Genomic DNA, 24,879 nt, shown 5'->3' on the forward strand with positions numbered 1-24,879 from the left:
AGATCTGTCTGTGACTACCCATCACAGTGACGTCGGCAGGACGTATCGCGGAGCTCCCCCGCAGCAGCGGCAGCAGGAGCGTCGAACCCGCCTGCTCGATGCCGCCGTCGAAGTGTTCGGCACCACCGGGTACCGAACGGCGACCGTGGAGAAAGTCTGCACCGAAGCGGGCCTGACCAAGCGCTACTTCTACGAGTCCTTCACCAACAGCGAAGACCTGCTGATGGCCACCTACGCCCGCGCTACCGACGCGATGCGCGAGAGCATCCTCGCCGGAGCGGCGTCGGAAACGGAGTCCAGCGAACAGGTGCTCCGAGGAGCCCTGACCGGATTCTTCACGTTCGTCGCCGAGCAGCCGAAATCCGCTCGTATCGCCTTCGTCGAAATCCTCGGCGTATCCCCCACCGTCGACGCGTTGTACCGCAAGACCACCACCTCGTTCTCGGCGACGGTGCTACAGGTCGCCGACACCGTAGGGTCCAGCCGTGGCCTGGCCGGGCCGAACCGTAAAACGCTGGCGATGGGCCTGGTGGGCGCGGTACTCACCATTGCTCAGCAATGGTTGCTGTCCCCCGAACGCGAACCTCTCGACTCCGTGATCGCCAGCGCGCACACCATTCTGGCCGCCGTCGTATTCGGACGCGTCGACGGCTGAGCAGCTGTCATGCTCTGCTCTGCAGCGGCTCCACAGGTTCGTCCGAGGTGACGCGTTCACCTGATTTGACGACGACGACACCGAGCAGAATCAGTGCGCCACCGGCCAATTGGATCGGTCCCGGAGCCTGGCCGAGCAACAGCCACGCGAACACAAGCGCCGCAACAACTTCCATCAGACCCATGAACGACGCCAGCCGCGAGCCGAGGCGTCGACCGGCTGCAATTCCGAGCACGTACGCCAGAGCGGCGGTCACCACACCGAGACCGATGATCGGAACCCACCATGGCACAACGGCATCGACGAACGTGACGTCGGTCAGCGGAGCCGCGAACGGGACGATGCCGACCAGCCCAGCGGCGAGCAGAATGAGTCCACCTGCCAGCAGACCGCCCCCGGCGAGCACGATCGGCGGCAAGCCGTTGCTCTCGTCGGCGGAGAGCACCCAGTAGACGGCGGCTCCCGCCATCGCACCGAGCGCCCACAGCACGCCGACGCTGTCGACGTCCGCGCCGGAGATCAGGTCGAGAACGAGTACCAGCCCCATTGCGGCCAACAGCGCACCGACCAGCGTCAGCCGGCCCGGACGCTGCTGGTGCCGAAACCACATCCAGCCGATGACGGCTACGGGCGAGGTGAATTCGATGAGCAGTGCGACACCCACGTCCATTCGGCCGACGGCGTTGAAGAACGCGAGCTGACAACCGGCCACCGCGAAGGCACCGTAGGCCACGAGCAGCTTCCAATTCTTGACCAACAGGCCCCAGCGTCCACGCAGCGCGAGAATCGACGGAATCAGCAACACCGCTGCCGCGAGCAGGATGCGCGCAGTCACGGCGGCACCGGCGGTCCAGCCGGCATCGAGCAGGCCTTTGGCCAGTGAGCCGGAGAGCCCGAACGATGCCGCGGACAGGAGCGCGAACCCGAGCCCCGAGAGTCGACGCGACCGTGCCGCAGCGTCGTGTGCAGCTGCGCGATCCACCAGCGCGTCATGAGTGTAAGCCGTCATGACATGTGACAGTAGGGAGTGAATTGGTAAGGTGTCAACATGCTTTTTGCTCATGACGCAGAACTGTCGCTTCTGTCCGCCGTGGCATTGGTCAATTCCGCCGAAGACCCGGACACGCTGACCACCCGCGAGGAGCTGGCCGAGTTCTTCACCGACCAGGGCTACTCCGGACGGTTCGACGGCGACGACGCCGAGCTCGAGGCGGTGCGGGCACTGCGTCCGACCGTGCGATCACTGCTCACCAGCAGTCGAGACGATGCCGTGCTCGAGGTGAACCGCTTGCTTGCCGAATCCTCGGCCCTGCCCCGACTGGTCCGGCACGACACTCTCGACTGGCACGTCCATGCCGTCGCCGACGACAGTCCACTGGCAACCCGCATCGTCGTCGAGACCGCGATGGCCATGATCGACGTCATCCGAGCCGACGAGCTCTCTCGTTTCGACGTCTGCGCCGATCCGGACTGCAACGGGCTGGTTCTCGACCTCTCCCGAAACCGCTCTCGCCGCTTCTGCAGCACCACCTGCGGCAACCGCGCGGCGGTCGCCGCGTACCGCGCACGCAAGGCCCAGTAGCACCGCAGGGCTTAGACGACCGGGTTTCGGGTATTCGGCGACGGAACTTAGCGAGAGGAACATCCCCATGGTCGAGAAAAGGCCTTCGAAAACGAGCTGGGCACGTGCAGTCGAGAACATGCTGGCCGTCATCTTGATCTTCGCCGGAATCGCATCCGCGGGCGGTCTGATCGCGGCTCTGGCGGGCGGCTTCGAGGGATGGGCGATCGTCGCCGGCATCACCGTGGTCGTACTGTTCGCAGCAGCGTTCTTCGCCGTTCGCGACGGTGCCCGACGACGCGCGCGGGAAGTCGACACCGTCGTCTACTCCCCCGACAACACCGATCAACTGTTCGACGTGGACCCGAACACCGGTGAGCGCACTCCGCACCGGGAATAGCACTGCCGCACGGTAGTGCTGCTCGGCGTCAACTCGGAACCGATTCGAGACGAACCATCGAATCGGTTCCGAGGAAGAACACACCCGATAGCGTCTGGGCGATAGTGCCGCTGTCGGTGAACCCATCGGACCCAGCCGGGATGGTCCAATGCCACCGCACGTCACCGGAATCCGTGGTTGCGACATACGCCGGACCGTCGATCGAATAACGAGTGTTGCCGATGACCTTGTCCGTATCGAACGGATCCGGCAACTCCCACACAGTAGCGCCGGTGGAGTCGACGACGGTGTCATCCGAGGTCATGTCGAGACCCCCGACGGGTGCTCCGGTGGTCGGATCGAAAAATGTCGCCTCCCCGCCCATCGTGACGACGCCTCGCCCGTCGGCCGTGTGAATCACTGTGCCACTCAGGCCCTCCCACCCCATGGATGTGGTGATCGGTAGCGTCCACATTCGGTCGAGTGCATTCACCGACCCGCCGTGCAACACGGATTCGCCATCCTCAGGGCTGCCTTCCAACAACAGCACCGATGTCCCGTCGCTCTCGATCGCGTAGACGTACCAGTCCTCGGGGACCGGTATCCGCTTCACCACCCCGTCGTTCGTACCGATAGTGACGAGGGACTGCACATCGGAATACGTGTCGAGACAGACGATCTCGCTCTGAACGGGAACGCTCGCGCATACGTCGACTGTTCCGGGCGACGCCTTCCATCGCACACTGCCGTCGTCGGCATCGAGGGCCACGAACTCGACTGCATCGAGCGAAGACGACCGTGGATTCGGCAGGCCCATTGCGGTGACGAGAACATCGCCGGCGTCGATCACGCCCGTGACCCCGAGATCGAACGTCAAACTTGCGGTCGGCGAACGGAATGCAGCGAATTGCCTACCGTAGACGGTCTCTGCGTCGATCCGCCAGCTGGGCTCGAGCGCCGGCCCAGCCGGCGCCTCAATTGTCTCCGTCTCCTCCGAGAACGTCGGCATCTCGTCGAACGCCGACGTCGTTGCATCGTCCATCGACGGCTTTACGGACACGTCCACATTCACCAGCACGACCGCAGCCGCGGCGACGGATACCACTGCCACCATCACCGCGGCTGCAGCGAGAACAGTGCGTGTCGTCGAATCCTTCACGGCCACTCCGTGATCGGAGCTTGGGCCACTGCATCCAGTAGCTCGAGTGGCAGCGGTTCCGGCCGTGTCGAACGGCCCCCGCCAGGAACGAAATCCGCCGTCGACCGAACCGACACCTGCACGCCGGACGGTCGCGTCAGCGTGACCGACCTCGCCAACCGCATGGTTCCGTCCTCCGCGGTCATACTGCTCGACAGATCGACGTCGTACGATTCGAGCACCGAACCGTCGGGCAATGTTCGCAGCTCCACAACCGGACCGTACGCATTCTCCGGATCGTAGGGGTCCCTCGCCACCGGGAGTGCCGCGCCGGAGGATACGGAAATCGACAGCGCTACATCGGATTTCACTACGTCGATGTCCGTACAGGCACCCCTGCCCGTGCGATCGGGTACCAGCGACCCGATCGGCCGGTTCAGGACGGGCGCATCGGGTAGCGCCTGCCAGGTTGTCGTCAACGCCTCGTTCGCGGCGTCCAAGGACACCTCGTCGATATCCACCGCTGTCGCCTCCCCTGCGAGCGAGACCGAGCAATCCTGGCGCGGCGCAGCGCTTCCCGCCGGTGCAGGCGAAGCGACTCGGAGGCCCGGCAGCGCCGCGATTCGGGTCAACTCGGATGTGTCCAAGGGAAATTCGGGACCAACGGTAGTACTCAGATTCGCGGTGACCAGAGTTCCGTCCGGGTGATACGCCGTCGCTCTGCGACTGTTCGTGCGGTCACCACCGATCTCGTACCAACTGTCGTCGGTATCGACCACCGTTCCGTCGGGCTCGGTGGTGCGGGCGTCGAGAACGCCTGCGACACAGGCCGGAATCCCCGTCGACGACGGTCGAACATCGACGCTGGCAAACGCAGACACCCCCGCGCGAGTCAGGTCGCCGCGGGCACTGGTGCTTGCCTCGAGGCCCTCCGGCACATTACCGCCGAAGTCGTCCACCGGTTGGAAGGTCAGCGACTGGGATGGGGCGGCCAACTTCACGGTGACATCCGCTGGAAGTGCGCCCACGAGGGCGTCGGTCATCGCTCCTGCCTTGCTCGCGGTCAACCACGGGTAGGCAGGATTGTCGTAGGACCGAGCCTGACTCCCGATGACCGAGATGAGGCGCCCATCCTCACTGGGCGGGGGCGGCTCGACCTCGGAGCACCCCGGAATGTCGACCGGATACTCGACGGGCTCGGAGACGATGGAGTAGTCACCGTCGCGCGCGGCCTCCCCGGATGACACGGCATTTCCGGGCGGCAGTTCACTTTCCGGCGAATGCAGCAGTCCGGCCGCAACGACACCGAGTGCGACCACCGTGACGATGACCGATACGTCGATGACGGCGTTGTGTCTTCTTCCTTCGCGCACGAGACGACACTACATACCCAACGGACGGTTTTGGTCCGATGCGGCCATTCAGGCCGAGTCCGCCAGCAGCGCCGCCACCATACTCGAGCTGTTCACACCTCGGCTGATCCATGTCGCCTGCACAGCGTGGTACAGGTCCGGCTTTCCACTCCACACCGTGGCTGCGGGCCTGTTGTCCGCGTCGAGTTCGTGATGCCAGGAGCCGTCGACGAGGTCGATGAAGGAGTCGGCGGCAATGTCCCACCAAGTGCGATAGTCGTTGTCGTAGCGCTCTTCTCCGGTCCGACGACCCAGTGTCGCGGCGGCCGCGATCGCCTCGCACAACACCCAGTGCAGACGCTCTGTCTCTACCGGTCGCCCGGTCCAGTCGGTGGTGTAGACGAAGCCGGGCGACGGGCCGGGTTGCCATCCGTCCTGCGCCGCGCGGTGATACAGCGACGCGGCGGCGGCAATGTAATCGTGGCCACAAGGGCTGTAGGCCACGAGACTCGCCTGCACGAGCAGCCGAGCCCACTCGAAACCGTGCCCCACCGTTGCTCCGTACGGCTTGAACTGGTTTGCGGTGTCGCCGCTGTTGTACTCGAGCATCGGCTGCCATTCCGCAGTGAAATGCTCGGGAATGCGATTCTCGTTCGACTGTGACCAGCCGATCACGTTGTCGCAGATGCGTACTGCCCTGCTCCGCCAGACCTCGGGCGCACCCGCATCGGCCGCCGCCAGCAGTGCCTCGACCATGTGCATGTTGGCGTTGATACCGCGATAACCGTCGAGCGCGGTCCAGCTCGCATTCCAGGTGTCTGCGCACATGCCGTGGTTCTCGTCCCAGAATCGCCGATCCACGACCTCGAGGGCTTCGTCGAGAAGCCCCCGTCCACTGGGGTGTCCCGCCGCTGCGGCTGCGGCTGCCGCCAACACCACGAAGGCATGCGTGTAGGCCGTCTTCGTCGCGTCGGGGGACGAGGCGTCGGCGCTGGACTCGAACCACCCGCCGTTCGTGCTGTCCCGCAACGTCGTCAGTAGACCGTCGAACACTCGATCGGCTTTCCTACGAGACCCGGGATACCCCTGCATCGAGGCCAGGAAATGCACGTGCGCCATCCGAGCAGTGATGTAGGTCAGGGCCGGATGTCTCAGGTCCGGATGTCCGCGGTCGTTCAACCACGCCGCTCCCCCGGCAGGATGCTCGAGCGAGCTACCGAACCGGAGGAGCCGAGCCGATTCTGTGTCGAGCCACCGCTGGTGCGCGGGCAAGGTCCACCACTGACGACGATCACCGGATGTCATGAGCCCATTCTGCGCGATCGGGCCGGACGACAGGTCCGCTTACCGAACCACCCTGTACCGCAGATACATCCAGCCCGACGTAGGGAAGTGCCTCTGCTCTTCCAGCACCAGGTTCAGTCGGTGCCCCACGGGGAAGTACGGCTTTCCACCACCCAGGATTGTCGGGACGACAATGAGCTCGAACTGGTCGATCGAGTCGAACAACGATGCGGCCAACGACGCGCCGGCGACGGCCAACGTGCCCTCGGTCTCCCGTTTCATTCGCTCCACCTCCGCGACGGCGTCGGCACTACGGACCAGCCGGCAACCGTCGGGCACGGAAGTGAGGGTGTCCGAGAAGACCACCCGGGGAGTTGCCTTGTACAGCTCGGCGAATTCGGCTTCGACGGGGTCGCCGGCCGCCCGTTCCGGGTCGGTCCAGTAGTCCTCCATGGCCTCGTACAGCCGCCGTCCGAACAGAAAGACGCTCGTCTCCACGGTCTGTCGATTCGAGAACCGATGCGATTCCTCGTCGGGCATCGAGTAGTCGAGGCTGCCGTCGGGATCCTCGATGTAGCCGTCGAGGGAAACATGCAGGTTGTAGGTCAGAATCGCCATGTCACTCCAGAGGTCGGGTGGGTTTGCCGGTATCGACCTCTGCACCGCCGAGAAGTCACCGGCCTATCCGCGGATTCAGTCCAGAATCGCGGTTGCTTCCACCTCTACCCGCACGTCCGGTTCGAAGAGGTAATCCACTCCGATCAACGACGCCGGCGGCATGGGAGTCGGCAGTCCGATCTCGTCGGCGACGCGCGTGACGCCGTCCATGAACTCACCGATCAGCTCGGGAGCCCAGTGCGTGACGTAGAACGTCAGCCGCAGTACGTCCTCGAATGTTGCTCCTGCACCGGTCAATCCGATCGCGGTATTGCGCAGCGCCTGCGCAACCTGACCGGCGAGGTCGTCGGTATCGATGGCCGACCCGTCCTCGTTCCGGGCGATCTGACCGCTGACGTGGATGTGTCGAGAACCCTGACCCACCGCCACGTGGTGATACGGGGTGGGTTGCATCATTCCGGGCGGGGTGAATCGAGTGACGCTCATGGTTGGTCCTTCGTCGTAGAAATTCAGGTATAACGTTGATACCTGGTACACAAAGGACACTTCAAGGGAACCTGGTTTCATGACCGATACCGCCGACGGCACCGCAGAACTCACGATCACTGCCCCGCACCGCGAATTGTTGGATCAGGTGCTCGACAAATGGTCACTGCAAGTACTCAACGAATTGTGCGAGCGCCCCTGCCGATTCAACGATCTCCGCCGCGGGATTCCCGAGGTGACTCAGAAGTCCCTCACCGCAACGCTGCGGAAGCTCGAACGCAACGGAATCATCGAACGCACGGTGCTGAGCACCCGCCCGGTGGCAGTGGAATATCGAATCACTCCCCTGGGCAAAACACTTCGAACTCCCGTCGACGTCCTGCTGGCGTGGGCAAGCACGCACATGGACGACATCGACCGAGCGCGAGACCGATTCGATGCCCTGTGACGGTTCACGTCCAGTACAGCAGCTGCGCGTCGGGCAGAACGTCGCGAAGTTCGTCGACGAACCAGCTGCGCATCTCGGCCATCGTGTCCTTCGGATAGACGTATTTCACGCCGCCGAACTTGTTTCTCTTCGCTGTGCGCGCGCCCTCGTCCATCTCCAGTTTCGTTCCCGGATACCAGCTCAACAACACATCCTTGCTCGACGGCGTGAAGCGGTGAGTGATGATTTCGGCGGTCAGATCGAGATCGGGCACATCGCGCAACGCGTCGGCGACGTTCGCGAGCAATCGACCGTACTGCTCGCGCCACTGCGGGATCGGCATGATCGGCGCGATCGTCAACCCCACTCGGTAACCGGCCAGTGCCAACTGCCGCAGAGCTTCTATCCGAGCCGGCATACGTGCCGTGCCGCCCTCGAAGCGGTGAGCGATGTCATCGGCGTTGACCGACAGCCGAACTCGCGTTCGGCGGCCGTGGTCGAGCGTCACCAACTCGCGGACGTCGTCGAACTTGGTGGTGAAACGCAGCGACACGTCGTCCCCGTACACGCCCGCGCCCACTCTGCGAACGGCCTCGGCAAGAGAGCCCGTCACGTGTTCGATCCCCAAAGGATCGGTGTAGCAGGATAACTCGAATGTGGTGCCTTCGTGCCCGCGCTCATCGGTGCCGGAGGTGATGGAACCGCGGCCTGCGTGAGTGCCGATACCGGCCAACACGTCGTCGAGGTTGGCGAAGACCCTGGTGATCGGCGGACCAGACAACGAGCCGGCGAGATAGCAGTACTGGCAATGCGCCGGGCATCCTTTCGCCAGGTCGATCCGCCAGTCCGCGCTCGGCGGAATCGGTTGCGGTTTCAGCACACTCGGCGGAGCGACCACCACGGCCATCGTCGACTTGGCTCGTGCGTAGGTCTCGCGCTCGGACTCACCACGCAGTCCGGTGAGGCGGTCACCGGACAGAATGTCGATGTCGGCGACGCCTGCTGCTTCGCACCGACGGAGAATTTCCGCGGTGTGGGGTAACTCGGACGCAGACTTGGTGACCAGGACACGCGAGGGTGTCCAGAGTCGAGTGGGGGCAACCAGAAGATCATCCATTACTCGTGTTGAACGCGTCGCAGCGTGCAATGCTTCCCGGTTACCGCAGCTCAGGCGAGAAATTCGTCGAGCACGCCCAGCAGGGCACGTACCGCCGCGCTCGGAGCGCGAGTCGACGAGGTCGCAACCGCGAGCGGCCACGTCAGATCCACTTTCGACACCGTGGTGACGACCACACCGCTCCGCTCGGTCAGGACGAACCGGGGTAGCAGCGATATCCCGAGGCCGTTGCGGACGTAGGCAACGCCGGTGGAGATATCGGTGATTTCGATGCTCACGCGTCGTTGCAATCCCGCGTCGGCGAACGCGCGGTCGGCCACCGCGCGATTTCCGAAGCCGATCGGCGAGTCGATGAAGTCGTACGGTGCAATGTCGTCCAGCGTCAAGGACTCTCGTTCGGCCAGGGGGTGGTCCGACGGGAGCACCAGATCCAATACCGACGACGCGAGTTCTCGCACGTCGATCCCGGCGGGCCGTCGGCCGGAGTCGGAGACGAACGCGAGGTCCAGTCGGCCGTCTGCCACCGATTCGAGTAGCCCCTGAGTGCCCGACGGCGCTGCGCCGGTGATGAGCTGGACGTGCGGAAACCGGCGGTGGTACTCGCCCAGCAGACCGGGAAGGTCGATCAGCTTGATCGAGGTCAACGTGCCGATTCTGACGGTGCCGCGCAGGCCGCCTCGAACGTCGTCGACCGCATCACGGGCATCGCGAGCGGCATCGAGTACCACCCGAGCACGGGGAAGCAGAGCCCGGCCGGCCTCGGTCAGCAGCACACGCTTGGAGTTGCGATCGAGCAGCGATGCACCCAGTTCTCGTTCGAGGGACTTGATCGCCGCCGAAACCGCAGATTGAACGATATGCAGACGGGCAGCGGCACGGGTGAAGTTCTGTTCTTCACTGACCGCGACGAAGTATTCGAGGTGGCGCAGCTCCATCCGTCGATGATCGCATATCGAGATAGTTGTCAGCGTTTTTCTTCGTTGGACGTGATCGTCGAGTCCGAGGACAGTCGTATCCGAACGAACAACACCGACTTCGGAGAACGACATGTCCCACGACACCCTGCCCGCCGCTCCGCCGGAACAGACTCACTCACCGACCTCGACTCGTCGACACGGCGTCGGCTTCTGGGTGGTTGCGGCGGCATTCCTCACCGCGATGGCGTTCTCCACCGTGCCCAGCCCGCTGTACCCGCTCTATCAGGTGCGTGACGGCTTCTCGACGTTCATGGTCACGATCGTGTTCGCGGCCTACGCCGTCGGCGTGATCGTCAGTCTTGTTCTGGCCGGACATGTCTCGGACTGGGTGGGCCGGAAGAAGGTCTTGATCGCCGCGTTGCTGCTCGAATTGGTGGCTGCGGTCATGTTCCTCAGCGGCACTGCACTTCCTCTACTGCTCGTCGCACGGCTCATCACCGGACTCGGCGTCGGAGCACTCACCGCGACCGCTACGGCCTACCTGCACGAGCTGCATTCCACGCACCGGCCGACCGCGTCCGGCCAGCGATTCGAGAAGGTCTCCACCGCAGCGAACATCGGCGGACTCGGCGTCGGGCCGTTGGTAGCCGGGTTCCTGGCGCAGTTCGTCGCGGCTCCCCTGCACACCCCGTATCTCGTGTTCGCGGTACTGATCGTCGTCGCTGTCGTCGGTGTCGCGCTGGTACCCGAGACCGTGGCCGAAATGCCGGAGCGGCCCGCCTATCGCCCGCAGCGAATCAGTGCCGATCACGGTGATCGCGCCGGGTACTTCGCCGCTGCCGCAGCCGGTTTCGCGTCGTTCGCAGTGTTCGGTGTGTTCACCTCGGTGGCACCGGGATTCGTGGCGGGCACACTCGACCATCCGTCCCGCGCCCTCAGCGGTGCCACCGTGTTCGCGGTGTTCGGCACGGCAGCGCTCGCGCAGACGATGACCAGTCGCATGTCGAGCACAGCGAAACTCTCACTCGGCATCTCGGCCGAAGCCCTCGGTCTGATCGCGTTGGTGATCGGAATGCACACCCTGAGCCTGCCGACATTCCTGGTCGGCGGCGTCGTGGCCGGAATCGGGGCGGGCGTCCTGTTCAAGGCCGCAGTGGGAGCCGTCGCCGCGATGGCGGCACCGGCCGAACGAAGCGAGGCCTTGGCCGGACTGTTCCTGATCGCATACCTCGGCCTGGGCATTCCGGCCGTGGGAATCGGAATCGCCACCCTCTCGATGTCCGCAACCGCAGCCATGACCGGACTTGCGGCCTTGGTGCTGGTACTTCTACTGGGAGTGGCAACCCTGGCTCGACGGGCCTCGGCAACCCCGCGGTGAGGCTCAGGGATTCCAGGTATCCGACGCGATCTCGGCAGGCCTGCCCAGCAGATAGCCCTGTCCCTGAACAGAATTGGGCAGCGCTTCGAGTTGGTCGAGAGTTTCGATGCCCTCGACCACGCAGCCCAGTTTCAGATCGCGGGCCAGATTGATGATTGCTCCGACGATGCTGCTGCTCGTCGCGTCACTGGTAATGCTGGACGTGAAGGACCGGTCTAACTTCACAGCGCTCACCGGCAGCGTAGCGAGGTATCGCAGGCTCGCGAAGCCCGTTCCGAAGTCGTCGATGGCGATTCCCACACCCAGTGTGCGTAATTAGCCGAGCTGACGCAGGACCGACGAGCCGGAATCGAGCAACACGGACTCGGTGAGCTCGAGAACGAGGTCCCCCGGAGCCATGCGATGCCGCTCGAGGGCTGTTTCCACTGCCGCACAAATGTCGACGTGTTGAGCCTGTCGGGCACTGAGATTCACGGCCATCGTGACGGGCGCGTCGGACGCGGAGGTAGGCGGGTTCTCGGATCGCCACCGCGCGAGGGTGCCGAGAGCGTCGTCGAGCACGCGCTCACCCAGATCGGAAATGAGTCCCGTGTCCTCGGCCACCGGGATGAATCTGTCGGGTGAAATCGCTGTGCCCGTGCTGTCCCGCAGGCGAGCGAGCGCCTCGAAACTGACCAGTCGACGACTGCCGAGATCGTAGACCGGTTGGTAGGCCACACCGAACGTCGCGGAACCGACCCGATCAGGATCGAGCGCGTCCCTCAGGGTCTGTTCGATGTACGCACGCTCGATCGCGTGCACCCGCAGCGCGTCGTCGAACAGTTCGATTCGGTCCTTGCCCAATTGCTTCGCCCGGTACATCGCGGAGTCCGCATCGCGCAGCGCTTCCTGAGCACTGACGCCCCGGCGGACCAACACCATCCCGACGCTTGCCGACACCACGTACTCACGGCCTCCGTACGCGATGGGCGCTGCGAGTACCGTCCGGATTCGTTCGGCGACCTGTGCGGCAAGCGCGCCGCCCGCAGGCTTGCCTGTCCCGTTCTCCGCAGGCAACGCATCGAGGACCAGAACGAACTCGTCGCCGCCGACGCGGGCGATCGAGTCCTCGGCCCGCAGCACCGAACGCAATCGGCGAGCGACCTCGACCAGCACGGCGTCACCGGCCGCATGGCCGCCGGTGTCGTTGATTCGTTTGAACCCGTCCAAATCGCAGAACAGCACCGCCGCGGCAGCGCCGGTGCGAGCCGTCCGCCGCACGCACCCGGTACCGGATGCTGACGCTCTCCCCATCCGGCAGGGAGGCAGCGTCCCGGTCCGCTGCCCGGACGACGTCGATGTCCTCGGGCACCACCGACTCCAACCCGTCCTCGGGGGCGGCGGTGTCGCCGGGTGAGCCGTCCTGGTTCGGCCCGGTCAACAACGACCTGACGTTGCGCGAGGCCCACTTCACGGTCCCGGTCTCGACATCGGTGACGATGGTGACGTCCGGCGATGCCGTCAGCACCGCATCACGGAACGCGCGCGCCTGCTCGAGCTCGGCGCGCGCCTCACGCTCGGCAGTGACGTCCTCGGACAGCACCATCGCGCCGACGATTCGACCTGTGTCATCGCGCAGAGGTCTGGTCTTCACGGCGAAGATCGCACCCGTCCGGGAACCTACGGAGTCGAAGGACGACTCCTCCCCATCGATGGCCGCTGTGTAGAACGGCTTCAGCCGGGCATTGACCTCCGGCGGGACAGTGTCTTGCAGCAGCTGCCCCTCCATCCGCCGCGGGTCGTATCCTTCCGCCAGCAGTCCGGCACCTTCGACGAGAATGAATCGCAGGTCGCGATCGACGACCAGCACCGACGTGTGCGGGAGGTTCGCCGCCAGCTGCCGATACCGGGCCTCGCTCGCGTCGTCGAACATCGCAGGTGAGCGGAGCAACGGTCCGTAGAAGCGGCGCATCCCCAGGTAGACGACGCCGGCGAGTGCCGTCGAGGCCGCCACCATCACGTCGACGGTCCCGCCCATCGACTCCCGCATCGCGTCCAGGGGTCCCATGCCGGAATCGGTACCGAGATGCGATGCGTGAGTGCCGAGCCCGGCCGTCAGATGCCACGCATGGATCAAATGGTGGGCGGCACACGTCGTGAAGATCGCGGCGGTGGCGACCGCGAGCCGGTTGTTACGAAACTGCCCGGTTCGCAACAGCCCTCGGACGATGAGCAGCACGATCCCCGAGTACGCAGCAGCGGTGATCCCGTTGAGGATCACCACCCAGAGCCACCCGCTCACCGCGATCGCTCATCGGCTCGGTACACCGGGCTCACGAGTCGGTTCGAGTCGACGACGAGCACGATGCGACCCCCCAGGTTCGTAGCGCGTTGCACAGAATGATCGGACCGAGACCGGAATTCGATACTTCACCACCGAAAACCCGCATTGACCAGCGTTTCAGCACATTGTGTTTCGCGAAGGTAATCGCAGTTCTTTTTACACTGCTGCCGTTCAGGCAGTCGAGAATCGGGTGTTTCGCCGAATAATCCGGACCTTCGGTCCGCCTCCGAACGAACGCGATGCGTCGGGTAAGAAGCTCCCATGCCCTTCGCCGATGAACTACTCGGTCCGGACGCAGCCCACACGCTGTTTCGGACCATTCGTACGGCTGCTCCGAAAGCGGATTTGTCGTTGCTTCGAGAGTCGTCGGACGGGTTGGCTCCACTCGCACTCCGAGCCCGCGCCGACCTGCTGCGTGACGCGCTACTGACAGGGCTGCCGGGCGACTACGCCCAGTTCGCTCGGACCATCCGACTGGCCGCTGCGGATCCCGACTTTCGAGGCTGGTCGGTCTGGCCCGTGACGAGTGCTGTCGCATCGAAAGCCGTCGACGAGCGAACTGCGACCGCGTTCGACGACGGGATGTCCTTGCTCGCCGAGCTCACCGGCCGACTGACCTCCGAATTCGCCATCCGGACCTTCCTCCGAACCGATCTGGATCGGGCTCTCGCCATCGCGGCCGAGTGGACGCAATCACCGGACGAACACGTTCGCCGCCTCGCGTCGGAAGGCACTCGACCGTACTTGCCGTGGTCGGTGAGAGTGCCCGAGATACTTGCGCGCCCCGGCGTGACCGTGCCGATTCTGGACAGGCTGTACCGAGACGACAGCGACTACGTTCGGCGGTCGGTTGCCAACCATCTCAACGACTTCAGCCGAGACATCCCGGATGTCGTGGTCGGGACCGCGGCGCGGTGGCTGGGCGAGCCGGACGCCAACACCGACCGGCTTGCGCGCCATGCGCTTCGGACGGTGATCAAGAAGGGGAACACCGACGCGCTCGCGTTATTGGGTTTCGCCCCGGCCGAACTCGAGGTGACGGGCCCTGCCGTGGACGTGACCGAGTTGCAGATCGGCGAGAGCCTGGGATTCACCGCGAAAATTCGCAACGTCGGCGTCGAGCCCGCAAAGATCGCGATCGACTACGTCGTGCACCACACCAAAGCGAACGGCGGGGTGACGGGGAAGACGTTCAAGCTGACGACCAAATCGGTCGCGCCCGGAGAGAGCATCGAGGTTGCGCGCCGACACTCGTTCAGAACGTTGACCACACGCACGTACTACCCCGGCCCGCACTCGATCGAGCTCCAGATCAACGGCGTGAGTTACGGTCTCGCGGAGTTCGTGCTCGTCCGCTAGCCGCCGGCTTTGTACCACGCACATGCGGCACATCGGCTACGTCCGTACGGTCGATGAGGTGCGTGGACAGTGGCGGTGGCTGGCGGTGGTGCTCGGCATCGCCGTGCTCGTCGCCACGCCCTCGGTGATCGAGCGCCTGCCCGTCGCCGCGTCGGACATCGGTGCGGCGGAACTGCTGTCTCGGGTCCAGTCCTCCACCGCAGCACCGTATTCGGGCTACGCCCAGGCCGTCGGCGGTGTCACCCTGCCGGTCACCGACGGACTCGGCGGCCTACCGGATCTGTTGGGCGACACCACGACCCTGCGCGCCTGGTACCGCGCCCCGGACAGCTTTCGCGTCGACACCGTCCGCCTCGCCGGTGAACGCGGTCTCTACCGGTCCCCGGCTCTGCTGTGGAGATGGGACTACGAGCAGAACACGGCTGTGGCAACCCCGGTCCCCGAACCGAGCCTGCGTCTGCCGCGCGAGGCCGATCTGCTGCCGCCGGAGCTCGGGCAGCGGCTGCTCAGTGAGGCGACCACCGACGAGGTCACCCGGCTGCCGACCCGCCGAATTGCCGGCCGGGACGCCCCTGGCCTGCGGCTCGTCCCCGCCGAGTCGCAGAGCACCATCACCGAGGTCGACGTGTGGGCCGACCCCGACAGCGGGCTGCCACTGCAGGTCGACGTGCTCGCCGGCGGGGCCGCTCGGCCTGTTGTCAGCACTGCATTCCTGGACTTCTCATCCGAGATGCCCGACGCCGACACCGTCCGTTTCGTCCCGCCCCCGGGTACCGATGTGCAGCAGCAGGACGGTCTCGACATCGCCTCGTTCGCCGACGGGATCGACTCTCCCCTTCTTCCGTCGACTCTGTCCGGACTGGATCTGCGGGACCGCGACGAACCGGGATCCGTCGGGATATTCGGCCGCGGAGTGACCGAGCTGATCGCCGCTCCGCTGCCGCGTCGCGCCGCGCGCGGGCTCGTCGACCAGTTGCGGGCCGCTCCCGGCGCAGTCGTGACCGGCGACAGCGTGGCGCTGTCGATCGGACCGCTGAACGTCCTGATCACCGAGCCCGCCGGAGACCGCCGCCGATATCTGCTCTCCGGCACCGTCACCGCAGAAACCTTGGCCACCGCAGCCCAGCAGCTCGAAGGAGCAGCCACATGATCCGCACGACCGGCCTCACCAAGCGTTACGGATCGGTGCGGGCCGTCGACGGCGTCGACCTCGACGTACGCGCCGGCGACATCTACGGCTTCGTGGGCGCGAACGGCTCCGGCAAGACGACGACCGTGCGGATGCTGCTCGGGCTGGTCCTGGCCACCTCCGGGCAGATGCAGGTGCTCGGCGAGGAGATGCCCCGACGACGCAGGAGCGTGCTGCCGCGAGTGGGTGCGCTGATCGAGAACCCCGCCGCCTACCCCAATCTTTCCGGGCGCCGGAACCTCACCCTGCTCGACGCGGCCGGCCCCGGTGGTTCTCGGCGCACCCGCACCGCCCGCGTCGGCGAGGCCCTTGAGCAGGTGGGCCTCGCCGGGGTCGGACGCAGGCCGGTCAAGCAGTACTCGCTCGGCATGCGGCAACGCCTCGGCTTGGCCGCGGCCCTCATGCGCACCCCCGAGCTGCTGATACTGGACGAGCCGACCAACGGTCTCGATCCGCAGGGAATCCTCGAGATTCGAGAGTTGTTGCTGGACTTGCATTCCCGGGGCACCACCGTGTTCCTCTCGAGCCACCTGCTGGCCGAAGTGGAGCAATTGTGCGACCGAGTGGGAGTGCTCGATCGAGGTCGCCTCGTTCTGCAGGATCAGCTCTCTGCGTTCCAGCAACCCACCGGCCGGGTGCTCGTGCGTACCCCCGACCCCGCCGACGCGGTGACGGTCCTGTCCGACGTGAAGGACGCCACCGTGCTCGAGCGTGACGGACAGCAGCTCGTGATCGAACACCCTGACCCGGCCCTGCTCAATCGACTGCTCGTCGAAGGCGGCGTCCGGGTGAGCGAGTTGAGCCCGCAGCAAATGAGCCTCGAGCAGTCGGTGCTGGCGGTCACCGGTGCCAGCGCGGACCGAGTCGACGGTCCTGCTGGCCCTCGCGAAGGTTCCGTCCGATCGGAGGTGACCGCATGATCGGAGTCGAACTGCGCGCGATGCTTCGCCGACCCCGCACCTGGGTCGTCATCCTCCTGCTGAACCTGCTACCCACCATCGTCGCGGGCCTGCTGGCACTCACCGACGTCGGTCCGCGTCCCGGCGACGGACCTGCCTTCCTGTCCGCGGTGACCACGAACGGCCAGCTCTTCCCACTCGCCGCTCTTGCCATCGTGCTCCCGCTGTTCCTGCCCGTCGCGGTGTCGGTCATCGCCGGCGATTCCGTCGCCGGGGAGGCCCAGGCCGGCACCCTGCGTTACCTGCTGGCCCGCCCGGTGGGACGAACGAAGCTGTTGGTCGCGAAGCTGATCTCGGTGGCTGCGTTCGTGCTGCTGGCCGTCGTCATCGTTGCTGCCGTCGCATACTTCGTCGGCACGACGCTGTTCGACACCACGTCGTTGGCCGGCGTGTCCAGCGTGTCCGGCACGGTACTGACAGACGAACAGGTCGCCGTGCGCACTGTCATCGCCGTGCTCTACGTGACCCTGTCGATGCTCGGAGTTGCTGCCATGGGGCTGTTCCTGTCGACCCTGACCGACTCGCCACTCGCGGCGACGCTGGGCGCGTTGGCCTTCCTCATCGCCAGCTCGCTACTGCTGACGCTGGACGCCGCCGACGCCATCGCGCCGTACCTTCCGACGCGGTACTGGCTGGCCTTCGTCGATCTCTTCCGCGACCCGGTGCCGACGCGGGACCTGGTGCGCGGCGTCGGATTGCAGGGCGTCTACGTCGTCGTGCTCCTGGGGGCCGCATGGGCGAACTTCACGACCAAGGACATCACGAGCTGAGACGGCTGCAGTCGGCTGCGCCGAGCTCGACGGTGGAGCTGCCGTCCAACTGGGCCGAGACCATCGCGCCGACGAGAGGATCACGGGGCAGGTTTCCGTGGTCGACGGCCGAGTCCGCGCACACGCTCTGGACGGGGATGTCGAGTGCCCCGTCGAGGCGGGCCGAGTTCGGCGGGGTCACCACCTGATCCAGTTCGGTCCGGATCGACACCCACTGCGGCCCGTCCGGCGTCTCGTCGCCAGAGTTCAGGGCGGCCAGCACAGAGCTGTCCGGGGCCAGCTGTTGGCAGGCGATCGGGCACCGGTCGGGCAGGACCTGGGCAGCCAGCCCCGCCACCTGGGTGCCGTGGTGTGGGGAGCCGAGGGTCACGATGCGTCGGGCCTGCTCGGCACCGCCCAGATCGGCAGCCCAGATCCGGGCCACCACCCCGCCGGCGGAGTACCCGACGACGTCGACCGAGGTCGCTCCCGTCCGAGTCAGAGCCGCGTCGACGTCGTCGCGCAGGGTCTGCGCCTGTGCGGTCAGGTCGCCGACGCCACCATCGGGCAGAGCCACGACGGTGGCGTCGCGGCCGTTCTCCCGTAGTTCCGCCGCGAGCACCTCGAGAGCATCGGTGGATCCGCCGAACCCGGGGACCAGCAGCACCGGGCCGGGAACGGACTGGTCGACGCTCGCAACGGGGTCGCTCGTGAGGCGTGATGCGACGAAGGCCGCCACGGCTACGACGAGACCGATCAGGACGAGAGCGAGTACGACGTACATAAGACGACGACGAGCCGGGGCGAGGGAGGCGAACACCTCGTCCAGTGTGCCCGTCGACGGTGGTGCGGAAGGCCAGGGTGTCTGCGGTTCAGCTTTCGATGGCGGTGATCGCGTCGACAGCGATGACGACGGTGACGTAGGGGGACCCTGTGGGGACCTCGGTGAGGGCGACGGTGATGAAGCCACCGTCCTCATCGTTGTTGTCCACGGCCCCGATCTTGCCGACATGCTGGTGTCCGTCGATGGTGCTGATTCGGACGGGGGTTTCGGTGTCGGAGTAGTTGGTGAAAATGACGGCGTCGATCATGTGGGTGTTCCTGTTCGTTCGGTGATGGATGTCGCGGGGTCCGCGAGGCTGACGGGTCCGATGCTCACCGGAGCGGGATACGAAAAAGCCCCTCACAGATTTGTATCGGTGAGGGGCTGAGTCTGAGCCGCCTAAGAGAATCGAACTCTTGACCTTTTCATTACGAGTGAAATGCTCTACCGACTGAGCTAAGGCGGCGTGCCTTTCGGCGTTGGTGAGTCTAACGGAGCATCGGGTCGAAACGAAAATCGCCCTCCCTGACGGTCAGCCCGCGAGGCCGAGTCCTTCCGCAGGCCCGCTGAGGATCGTCTTGACGTGCCTGGTCAGGTCGTCGGCGAGCACTTCGGTCTCCCCGGCCTCCAGGGCGTCGAGCACCTGGCGCACCACGTCGCGTGGGTCGTTCTTCGGGACGTCGAGTTCGGCGATCATGTCGGTGTCGGTGTACCCGAGATGCACCCCGACAACGAGGGTTCCCTGCGGTGCGAGCTCGAGCCGGAGCGAGTTGGTGGCCGACCAGATCGCCGCCTTCGATGCCCCGTAGGCACCTGCACCGCCGAGCCACGACAGCACCGAGTGAATGTCGACCAACGCCCCGCCGCCGTTTGCCTTCAGTATCGGAGCGAATTCTTGCGCGATTCGCAGCGCGCCGAAGACATTGGTCTCGAACACCGCGCGAATGTCGTCGATCGACGTCGTCAGCAACGGTGTCGTTCCGGGAGCGCCGGCGTTGTTGAAGACGATCGACACATCGGATGCGATATCGGCAAGTGCGGCAACGGAATCCGCGTCGGTGACATCGAGAGCAACGGGAACCACCCGAGGATCCGAGTCCTCTCGCGGGCTCCTCGCAGTCGCGTACACCTTCGTTGCCCCACGCTCGAGCAATGCGTCGACCGTCGCCTTGCCCAGACCGCGCTGACCGCCGGTCACCAATACCGTTGCTCCCGAAACAGACACCATCGAACTCACCCTTACGACAGATGTTAAATGCTTTTGACTCTGTCAGTAGTAGTTGACCAGTCCGACATAGTCAAATATTGTTCACTTATGTCACAGTCGCCGACGGAGCGCTTTCACCTCGCACCGGCACCCGACGGACTGCAGGTGGTTCAGAATCTGCTCAACACGCGAGCCATCGACGCGTACGGCCTCCCCGACCTCCTAGCGGACGGGAAGGAAGCATCGCTCGTATGGGAGACCACGCTGTCGGACGACGATGCGGCCACGCTGCGAGCTCTGCGCTCGGATGTCGAAGCGGCCATTGCCGGCGACCTGCCCACGCGTCCGGCCGTCCGAGCAGAACTCGTACCGGGCGACGACGGCACCGTACGACTGATGCCGACCGGCACCGGGGCCGACTACATCGCGTCGAAGATGTGGTCCGAAGTGCTTCTCGCCCAACAAGCGGACACGTGGCGACGACTCAAGCGATGCAAGAACGAGGCATGCGGATCTGCCTTCTACGACCGCTCCCGCAACAACAGCGGCGTCTGGCACGACGTGAAGACGTGCGGCAATGTCGCCAATCTTCGCGCTTCGCGAGCGCGGAAAAAAGCGAAGGACTAACGCAGCACGTCGCCGAGCGTCGCCACCATCGCATAGATGGCAAATTTCGGTTTTGCGTTGACAGCCAACGACTCTCGGCATTCGAGGATCGCCTCGATGCTTTTCAGCAGAGCCTCGGGCGGTACGGCTTTCGCCATTCGCTCGACCTGCTCGGCCATGTCGGGGTGCGTAGCCGTCGCGGTCGAGCCGTACGAACGCGCGAGCGCGTCGCGGTACAGGCCCACCAGGTCCATCAACGCCCGGTCCAACGAGTCACGGCCGGTTCTGGTGGCGCGAGACTTCTGCCGCTTCTCGAGGTCCTTCAGCACTCCGGCCGAGCCACGCAATGCTCCGGCAGCGCCCTTACCTGTACCTCCGGCTCCAAGGGCCGTGCGCAACTCCTCGGTCTCGGCCTCGTCACGAGTGGCACTCATTTCCTTGGCCTCGTCCTCGGCGGCCTTCACCAGTTCCTCGGCTGCGAGGTACGCCTGATTGGGACGGGCTGCGGCCGACGCCAGGGCAAGTGCCCGCTTGCGTCGCGCCCGCGCGTCCTCGTCGGTCGCGAGTCGGCGTGCTCTGCCCACATGGCCGCCGCTGATCGACGCGGCCCATTCCGCCGTCTCGGCGTCGAGCTTGTCGCGGGTCTGCAGCACCTGCGCGATGGCCGGCACTGTGGGCGTCACCAACGAGACGTGCCGGCAGCGCGAGCGCAGCGTCACCGAGATGTCCTGCGGATCGACCGACGGAGCGCACAACAGGAACACCGTCCGAGCGGGCGGCTCCTCGACGACTTTGAGCAGCACATTTCCGGCACCCTCGGTGAGTCGATCGGCATCCTCGACGACGACCACCTGCCACAGACCGGTGCTCGGCCGACGCGACGCGACCGAGACGATGTCTCGCATCTCCTTGGTACTGATGCTCAGACCCTCCGGGATGACGCGTCGCACATCGCCGTGAGTGCCTGCCATCGTTGTCGAACACGCCTGACAATGCCCACACCCCGGAATGCCCTCGGTGGTGCACTGCAACGCCGCAGCGAAGCACAGGGCGGCGATGGAACGCCCGGACCCGGGAGGGCCGGTGAAGAGCCACGAATGCGTCATCGCCGACGAGTCGACGCCCGTACGAGCAGCCACTGCTGCAGCCGTCAGATCGGCCTCGACATCTTCCTGACCGACCAATCGATCGAACACACCCGCCATGCTGGCAACCCTAACGGTTGGGACCGACTGTTCCCGGCGCACTGTTCCCGGACACTGCCGAACTCGAAGCTATGGACATAATCGCTGCCGATTCCATCCACAACGTCGAGTTCGCGAGCTACTTGCCGTCGGTCTTCTTCGCCGGTGCCTTCTTGGCAGCAGCCTTCTTCGTCGTGGTCTTGGCCGCCGTCGTCTTCGTGGCGGTCTTCTTGGCTGCAGCCTTCTTGGCCGGAGCCTTCTTCGCAGCAGCCTTCTTGGCCGGTGCCTTCTTCGCAGCGGCCTTCTTGGCCGGTGCCTTCTTCTTCACCGGGCCACGAGCACGCCTGTCCGCCAACAACTCCGACGCGCGATCGTCGGTGATCGTCTCGACCTCGTCGTCCTTGCGCAGACTTGCGTTGGTCTCGCCATCGGTGACGTACGGCCCGAATCGACCGTCCTTGATCACCATCGGCTTCTCACTGATCGGGTCGACGCCCAGTTCCCGCAGCGGCGGCTTGGCCTCACCCTGACGGCCCCGACGCTTGGGCTCGGCGTAGATCTTCAGAGCCTCTTCGAGACTGACCGTGAACATCTGATCCTCGTCGGCGAGCGAGCGAGAGTCGGTGCCCTTCTTCAGATACGGGCCGTAGCGGCCGTTCTGCGCGGTGATCTCTTCCTTGGACTCGGGATCGACGCCGACGACGCGTGGCAACGACAGCAGCTTGAGCGCATCCTCGAGCGTGATCGTCGCCAGATCCATCGACTTGAGCAACGAGCCGGTCCGCGGCTTGGGGCCGGTGGCTTTCTTCGCAGCAGCCTTCTTGGCCGGAGCTTTCTTGGCCGCGGCCTTCTTCACCGCAGTCTTGACGCCACCGCCGCCATCACCGTCACCACCGGTCGAGATCGGCACGATGTCGGGCTGAGGCGGCGTCGGCTCGGGTGCCGGCTCGGGCAGGATCTCGGTGACGTAGGGCCCGAAACGGCCTTCCTTCGCCACGATGTCGTGACCGGTAAGCGGATCCACACCGAGCTTGCGGCCCTCTTGTGGTGTGGCGAACAGCTTTTCGGCGAAATCGATCGTCAGCTCGTCAGGCGGCAAGTCGTCGGGCAGGTTGGCGCGCTGGCTGATCGGATCGCCGTCCGGATCGTCGTCGTTCTTGACCATGCGCTCGAGGTACGGACCGTAACGGCCCACGCGCACATGGATTTCGCGCCCCTCTGAATCGTCGAACAGACGAATCGAGTTGATGGTGCGCGCATCGATGTCTTCGAGGTTCTGGCCCACCATCTTCTTCAGGCCACCCGAGCGCGCCACCGAACCTTCGGCACCGGTCTCGCCGCCGAAGTAGAAGCTCTGCAGCCAATCTCCGCGCCGCTCACGACCTCCCGCGATCGCGTCGAGATCGTCTTCCATGCCTGCGGTGAAGTCGAAGTCCACCAGACGTCCGAAGTGCGCTTCCAACAACGCAATAACCGAGAACGCCACCCACGACGGCACGAGAGCGCTGCCACGCTTGTAGACGTAACCGCGGTCGAGGATCGTCTTGATGATCGACGAATACGTCGACGGCCGACCGATTCCCAACTCTTCGAGCGTCTTGATCAGCGACGCCTCGGTGAATCGAGCAGGCGGGTTGGTGGTGTGACCGTCGGGATCGAGCTTGGTGGCCGTCACCGCCTGGCCGGCCTTCAACGCGGGTAGACGCGACTCGGCGTCGTCGGTCTGACCGCCTGCCTCGTCGTCGACGCTCTCGACGTAGGCCTTGAGGAAGCCCGCGAACGTGATGGTGCGACCCGACGCGGAGAACGTGCACTCCTCGCCGGTACCGGCGGTTCCGGTGATGCGCAGGGTCAGCGTGGTGCCGCGCAGATCTGCCATCTGCGACGCGACGGTGCGCTGCCAGATCAGCTCGTAGAGCCGGAACTCGTCGGTCTGCAGCGCCGAATGCAGCTGACCGGGAGTCTGGAACACGTCACCCGAGGGGCGGATGGCCTCGTGCGCCTCCTGCGCGTTCTTGACCTTGCGGGTGTACTGCCGCGGAGTGGGGTGCACGTACTCCGGGCCGTACAGCTCGGTCGCCTGCGCCCGTGCCGCGGAGACCGCAGACGCGGACAGCGACGTCGAGTCGGTACGCATGTAGGTGATGTAGCCGTTCTCGTACAGACGCTGCGCGACACGCATGGTCCGCTCGGAACTGAACCGCAGCTTGCGGCCGGCCTCCTGCTGCAGCGTCGACGTCATGAACGGCGGGTACGGCTTACGCGTGTACGGCTTGTCCTCGGCGGACGCGACGGTGAGGTCGACGCCTTCGAGAGCGTCGGCGAGGCGTCGGGCATGCGGTTCGTCGAGAACGGTGACCGACTCGGTCTTCAGCTTGCCGTCGGGACCGAAGTCGCGGCCGGCGGCGACGCGATTGCCGTCGACGTTGACCAGCCGAGCTCCGAAACTCCGCGGGCTCGCCTCGGCCCCGGCGTCGAGGGTGGCAGAAATATCCCAGTACTCGGCGCTACGGAATGCCATCCGCTCGCGTTCACGCTGGACGATGATGCGGGTGGCCACGGACTGCACACGGCCTGCCGACAGCTTCGGCATGACCTTCTTCCACAGCACCGGGCTGACCTCGTAGCCGTAGAGACGGTCGAGGATGCGGCGGGTTTCCTGTGCGTCGACGAGGTCTTGGTCCAGGTCGCGAGTATCGGCGGCGGCCGCAAGGATCGCCGGCTTGGTGATCTCGTGGAAGACCATGCGTCGAACCGGGACTTTGGGGTTCAGGGTCTCGAGGAGATGCCAGGCGATGGCCTCACCCTCGCGGTCGGGGTCAGTGGCGAGATACAGCTCGTCGGCGTCCTTGAGCAGGCTTTTCAGCTCTGCGACCTTGCCCTTCTTCTCGGGCGAGACGACGTACAGGGCCTCGAAGTCGTGGTCGACGTCCACGCCCAGACGCGCCCAGGGCTCGCCCTTGTATTTGGCGGGCACGTCGGCAGCACCGCGAGGAAGGTCGCGGATATGGCCGACCGAGGCCTCGACGACATAGTTGCTCCCGAGGTAGGGAGCGATCTTTTTGGCCTTGGTCGGAGACTCGACGATGACCAGACGACGCGGCTCGGCGGAGCTGTCCCCCGAGCCGTTGTTACGTGCTGCCACCTTGCTGCCGAACCTTCCCTAGT

At 65.3% G+C, this 24,879-nt stretch carries 24 protein-coding genes, 1 tRNA gene and 1 pseudogene; 10 read left to right on the top strand and 16 right to left on the bottom strand.

Translation table 11 applies throughout. The annotated features are described in order from the left end of the window. Positions 1 to 10 precede the first annotated feature (10 nt). Positions 11 to 655, top strand: a complete 645-nt coding sequence (locus tag CH281_RS07910) for a TetR/AcrR family transcriptional regulator (RefSeq protein ID WP_032406596.1) — start codon at positions 11 to 13, stop codon at positions 653 to 655. A 7-nt stretch (positions 656 to 662) separates the two neighbouring features. Here the strand turns inward: CH281_RS07910 and CH281_RS07915 are convergent, their stop codons facing one another. Beyond that, positions 663 to 1,664, bottom strand: coding sequence for an EamA family transporter (locus tag CH281_RS07915; RefSeq protein ID WP_032406597.1), 1,002 nt, complete (start codon positions 1,662 to 1,664; stop codon positions 663 to 665). Between the two features lie 39 nt (positions 1,665 to 1,703). On the opposite strand from CH281_RS07915, the gene CH281_RS07920 reads away from it, so the two are divergent. Together CH281_RS07920 and CH281_RS07925 are read left to right on the top strand one after the other, a co-directional pair. After that, on the top strand, positions 1,704 to 2,237 hold the full coding sequence (locus CH281_RS07920; RefSeq protein ID WP_032406598.1) for a CGNR zinc finger domain-containing protein: 534 nt from the start codon (positions 1,704 to 1,706) through the stop codon (positions 2,235 to 2,237). A 118-nt stretch (positions 2,238 to 2,355) separates the two neighbouring features. Beyond that, positions 2,356 to 2,616, top strand: a complete 261-nt coding sequence (locus tag CH281_RS07925; protein WP_052053276.1) for a hypothetical protein — start codon at positions 2,356 to 2,358, stop codon at positions 2,614 to 2,616. A 28-nt stretch (positions 2,617 to 2,644) separates the two neighbouring features. On the opposite strand, the gene CH281_RS07930 is transcribed toward CH281_RS07925, so the two are convergent. The 5 genes from CH281_RS07930 to CH281_RS07950 form a co-directional block, all read right to left on the bottom strand. Then, entirely contained in the window at positions 2,645 to 3,754 is a 1,110-nt protein-coding gene (locus CH281_RS07930) for a hypothetical protein (protein WP_032406660.1), read from the bottom strand. Next, on the bottom strand, positions 3,751 to 5,106 hold the full coding sequence (locus CH281_RS07935; RefSeq protein WP_094693674.1) for a hypothetical protein: 1,356 nt from the start codon (positions 5,104 to 5,106) through the stop codon (positions 3,751 to 3,753). Before CH281_RS07935 ends, CH281_RS07930 begins: the two co-directional genes overlap by 4 nt. A gap of 48 nt (positions 5,107 to 5,154) precedes the next feature. Then, complete coding sequence (locus CH281_RS07940) at positions 5,155 to 6,390, bottom strand: AGE family epimerase/isomerase (protein WP_032406600.1); 1,236 nt, start codon at positions 6,388 to 6,390, stop codon at positions 5,155 to 5,157. A 39-nt stretch (positions 6,391 to 6,429) separates the two neighbouring features. Then, on the bottom strand, positions 6,430 to 6,987 hold the full coding sequence (locus CH281_RS07945; RefSeq protein ID WP_027494440.1) for a dihydrofolate reductase family protein: 558 nt from the start codon (positions 6,985 to 6,987) through the stop codon (positions 6,430 to 6,432). A gap of 75 nt (positions 6,988 to 7,062) precedes the next feature. After that, entirely contained in the window at positions 7,063 to 7,473 is a 411-nt protein-coding gene (locus tag CH281_RS07950) for a RidA family protein (RefSeq protein WP_027494441.1), read from the bottom strand. Between the two features lie 79 nt (positions 7,474 to 7,552). Between CH281_RS07950 and CH281_RS07955 the strand changes: the two genes are divergently transcribed. Beyond that, the gene (locus CH281_RS07955) at positions 7,553 to 7,921 is read left to right on the top strand and encodes a winged helix-turn-helix transcriptional regulator (protein ID WP_032406601.1); all 369 of its coding nucleotides are present in this window, start codon (positions 7,553 to 7,555) and stop codon (positions 7,919 to 7,921) included. A gap of 4 nt (positions 7,922 to 7,925) precedes the next feature. Here the strand turns inward: CH281_RS07955 and CH281_RS07960 are convergent, their stop codons facing one another. Together CH281_RS07960 and CH281_RS07965 are read right to left on the bottom strand one after the other, a co-directional pair. Beyond that, positions 7,926 to 9,017 carry a spore photoproduct lyase family protein gene (locus CH281_RS07960; protein ID WP_032406602.1) on the bottom strand — a complete coding sequence of 364 codons (1,092 nt, stop codon included), beginning with the start codon at positions 9,015 to 9,017 and terminating at the stop codon, positions 7,926 to 7,928. 50 nt (positions 9,018 to 9,067) lie between these two features. Continuing rightward, positions 9,068 to 9,952, bottom strand: coding sequence for a LysR family transcriptional regulator (locus CH281_RS07965; RefSeq protein ID WP_032373818.1), 885 nt, complete (start codon positions 9,950 to 9,952; stop codon positions 9,068 to 9,070). A gap of 112 nt (positions 9,953 to 10,064) precedes the next feature. On the opposite strand from CH281_RS07965, the gene CH281_RS07970 reads away from it, so the two are divergent. Continuing rightward, positions 10,065 to 11,312, top strand: a complete 1,248-nt coding sequence (locus tag CH281_RS07970; protein WP_032406603.1) for an MFS transporter — start codon at positions 10,065 to 10,067, stop codon at positions 11,310 to 11,312. A 3-nt stretch (positions 11,313 to 11,315) separates the two neighbouring features. Here CH281_RS07970 and CH281_RS07980 read toward each other — a convergent pair. Both CH281_RS07980 and CH281_RS07985 read right to left on the bottom strand, forming a co-directional pair. Then, positions 11,316 to 12,572 (bottom strand): annotated as a pseudogene (locus tag CH281_RS07980) (putative bifunctional diguanylate cyclase/phosphodiesterase). Continuing rightward, a complete protein-coding gene (locus CH281_RS07985) occupies positions 12,472 to 13,593 on the bottom strand; it encodes a PAS domain-containing protein (protein ID WP_032406604.1) in 1,122 nt (373 codons plus the stop codon). Before CH281_RS07985 ends, CH281_RS07980 begins: the two are co-directional and overlap by 101 nt. Positions 13,594 to 13,896: 303 nt before the next feature. Here CH281_RS07985 and CH281_RS07990 point away from each other — a divergent pair, with 303 nt between their 5' ends. The 4 genes from CH281_RS07990 to CH281_RS08005 are packed head-to-tail and all read left to right on the top strand — an operon-like array spanning position 13,897 to position 17,912. Beyond that, positions 13,897 to 14,994, top strand: coding sequence for a DNA alkylation repair protein (locus CH281_RS07990; protein WP_094693676.1), 1,098 nt, complete (start codon positions 13,897 to 13,899; stop codon positions 14,992 to 14,994). A 58-nt stretch (positions 14,995 to 15,052) separates the two neighbouring features. Then, positions 15,053 to 16,144, top strand: a complete 1,092-nt coding sequence (locus tag CH281_RS07995) for a LolA family protein (protein WP_143544772.1) — start codon at positions 15,053 to 15,055, stop codon at positions 16,142 to 16,144. Next, entirely contained in the window at positions 16,141 to 17,103 is a 963-nt protein-coding gene (locus CH281_RS08000; RefSeq protein WP_094693680.1) for an ABC transporter ATP-binding protein, read from the top strand. Before CH281_RS07995 ends, CH281_RS08000 begins: the two co-directional genes overlap by 4 nt. Beyond that, entirely contained in the window at positions 17,100 to 17,912 is an 813-nt protein-coding gene (locus tag CH281_RS08005) for an ABC transporter permease (protein ID WP_027494448.1), read from the top strand. The genes CH281_RS08000 and CH281_RS08005 overlap by 4 nt, the downstream gene beginning before the upstream one ends. On the opposite strand, the gene CH281_RS08010 is transcribed toward CH281_RS08005, so the two are convergent. From CH281_RS08010 to CH281_RS08025, 4 genes are all read right to left on the bottom strand, one after another. Continuing rightward, positions 17,902 to 18,711 carry a lipase family alpha/beta hydrolase gene (locus CH281_RS08010; protein ID WP_094693682.1) on the bottom strand — a complete coding sequence of 270 codons (810 nt, stop codon included), beginning with the start codon at positions 18,709 to 18,711 and terminating at the stop codon, positions 17,902 to 17,904. The genes CH281_RS08005 and CH281_RS08010 overlap by 11 nt on opposite strands. A 52-nt stretch (positions 18,712 to 18,763) precedes the next feature. Further along, on the bottom strand, positions 18,764 to 18,982 hold the full coding sequence (locus CH281_RS08015) for a hypothetical protein (protein WP_032364533.1): 219 nt from the start codon (positions 18,980 to 18,982) through the stop codon (positions 18,764 to 18,766). A gap of 125 nt (positions 18,983 to 19,107) precedes the next feature. Next, positions 19,108 to 19,180, bottom strand: a tRNA-Thr gene (locus CH281_RS08020). A 66-nt stretch (positions 19,181 to 19,246) separates the two neighbouring features. After that, the gene (locus CH281_RS08025) at positions 19,247 to 19,942 is read right to left on the bottom strand and encodes an SDR family oxidoreductase (RefSeq protein WP_032386610.1); all 696 of its coding nucleotides are present in this window, start codon (positions 19,940 to 19,942) and stop codon (positions 19,247 to 19,249) included. Positions 19,943 to 20,029: 87 nt separating this feature from the next. Here CH281_RS08025 and CH281_RS08030 point away from each other — a divergent pair, with 87 nt between their 5' ends. Next, positions 20,030 to 20,548: a CGNR zinc finger domain-containing protein gene (locus CH281_RS08030; RefSeq protein ID WP_032406608.1), complete on the top strand. Its 519-nt coding sequence runs from the start codon at positions 20,030 to 20,032 to the stop codon at positions 20,546 to 20,548. On the opposite strand, the gene CH281_RS08035 is transcribed toward CH281_RS08030, so the two are convergent. Beyond that, positions 20,545 to 21,732 carry a DNA polymerase III subunit delta' gene (locus CH281_RS08035; RefSeq protein WP_032386020.1) on the bottom strand — a complete coding sequence of 396 codons (1,188 nt, stop codon included), beginning with the start codon at positions 21,730 to 21,732 and terminating at the stop codon, positions 20,545 to 20,547. The two genes, CH281_RS08030 and CH281_RS08035, sit on opposite strands and share 4 nt — an antisense overlap. 118 nt (positions 21,733 to 21,850) lie before the next feature. Continuing rightward, positions 21,851 to 24,856 (bottom strand): type I DNA topoisomerase, encoded by a 3,006-nt coding sequence (gene topA / locus CH281_RS08040; RefSeq protein ID WP_094693684.1) that lies wholly within the window; start codon positions 24,854 to 24,856, stop codon positions 21,851 to 21,853. Positions 24,857 to 24,879: the final 23 nt, after the last annotated feature.

This window comes from Rhodococcus sp. 06-221-2 (assembly GCF_002258365.1).
Classification (GTDB): Bacteria; Actinomycetota; Actinomycetes; order Mycobacteriales; family Mycobacteriaceae; genus Rhodococcoides; species Rhodococcoides fascians.

Excerpts from the sequence above, each read along its gene's own strand:
- CH281_RS07915 (WP_032406597.1), bottom strand. The coding sequence starts at position 1,664 with ATGACGGCTTACACTCATGACGCGCTGGTGGATCGCGCAGCTGCACAC.
- CH281_RS07920 (WP_032406598.1), top strand. The coding sequence starts at position 1,704 with ATGCTTTTTGCTCATGACGCAGAACTGTCGCTTCTGTCCGCCGTGGCA.
- CH281_RS07925 (WP_052053276.1), top strand. The coding sequence starts at position 2,356 with ATGCTGGCCGTCATCTTGATCTTCGCCGGAATCGCATCCGCGGGCGGT.
- CH281_RS07940 (WP_032406600.1), bottom strand. The coding sequence starts at position 6,390 with ATGACATCCGGTGATCGTCGTCAGTGGTGGACCTTGCCCGCGCACCAG.
- CH281_RS07945 (WP_027494440.1), bottom strand. The coding sequence starts at position 6,987 with ATGGCGATTCTGACCTACAACCTGCATGTTTCCCTCGACGGCTACATC.
- CH281_RS07950 (WP_027494441.1), bottom strand. The coding sequence starts at position 7,473 with ATGAGCGTCACTCGATTCACCCCGCCCGGAATGATGCAACCCACCCCG.
- CH281_RS07955 (WP_032406601.1), top strand. The coding sequence starts at position 7,553 with ATGACCGATACCGCCGACGGCACCGCAGAACTCACGATCACTGCCCCG.
- CH281_RS07960 (WP_032406602.1), bottom strand. The coding sequence starts at position 9,017 with ATGGATGATCTTCTGGTTGCCCCCACTCGACTCTGGACACCCTCGCGT.
- CH281_RS07965 (WP_032373818.1), bottom strand. The coding sequence starts at position 9,952 with ATGGAGCTGCGCCACCTCGAATACTTCGTCGCGGTCAGTGAAGAACAG.
- CH281_RS07970 (WP_032406603.1), top strand. The coding sequence starts at position 10,065 with ATGTCCCACGACACCCTGCCCGCCGCTCCGCCGGAACAGACTCACTCA.
- CH281_RS07990 (WP_094693676.1), top strand. The coding sequence starts at position 13,897 with ATGCCCTTCGCCGATGAACTACTCGGTCCGGACGCAGCCCACACGCTG.
- CH281_RS08000 (WP_094693680.1), top strand. The coding sequence starts at position 16,141 with ATGATCCGCACGACCGGCCTCACCAAGCGTTACGGATCGGTGCGGGCC.
- CH281_RS08005 (WP_027494448.1), top strand. The coding sequence starts at position 17,100 with ATGATCGGAGTCGAACTGCGCGCGATGCTTCGCCGACCCCGCACCTGG.
- CH281_RS08015 (WP_032364533.1), bottom strand. The coding sequence starts at position 18,982 with ATGATCGACGCCGTCATTTTCACCAACTACTCCGACACCGAAACCCCC.
- CH281_RS08025 (WP_032386610.1), bottom strand. The coding sequence starts at position 19,942 with ATGGTGTCTGTTTCGGGAGCAACGGTATTGGTGACCGGCGGTCAGCGC.
- CH281_RS08030 (WP_032406608.1), top strand. The coding sequence starts at position 20,030 with ATGTCACAGTCGCCGACGGAGCGCTTTCACCTCGCACCGGCACCCGAC.
- CH281_RS08035 (WP_032386020.1), bottom strand. The coding sequence starts at position 21,732 with ATGGCGGGTGTGTTCGATCGATTGGTCGGTCAGGAAGATGTCGAGGCC.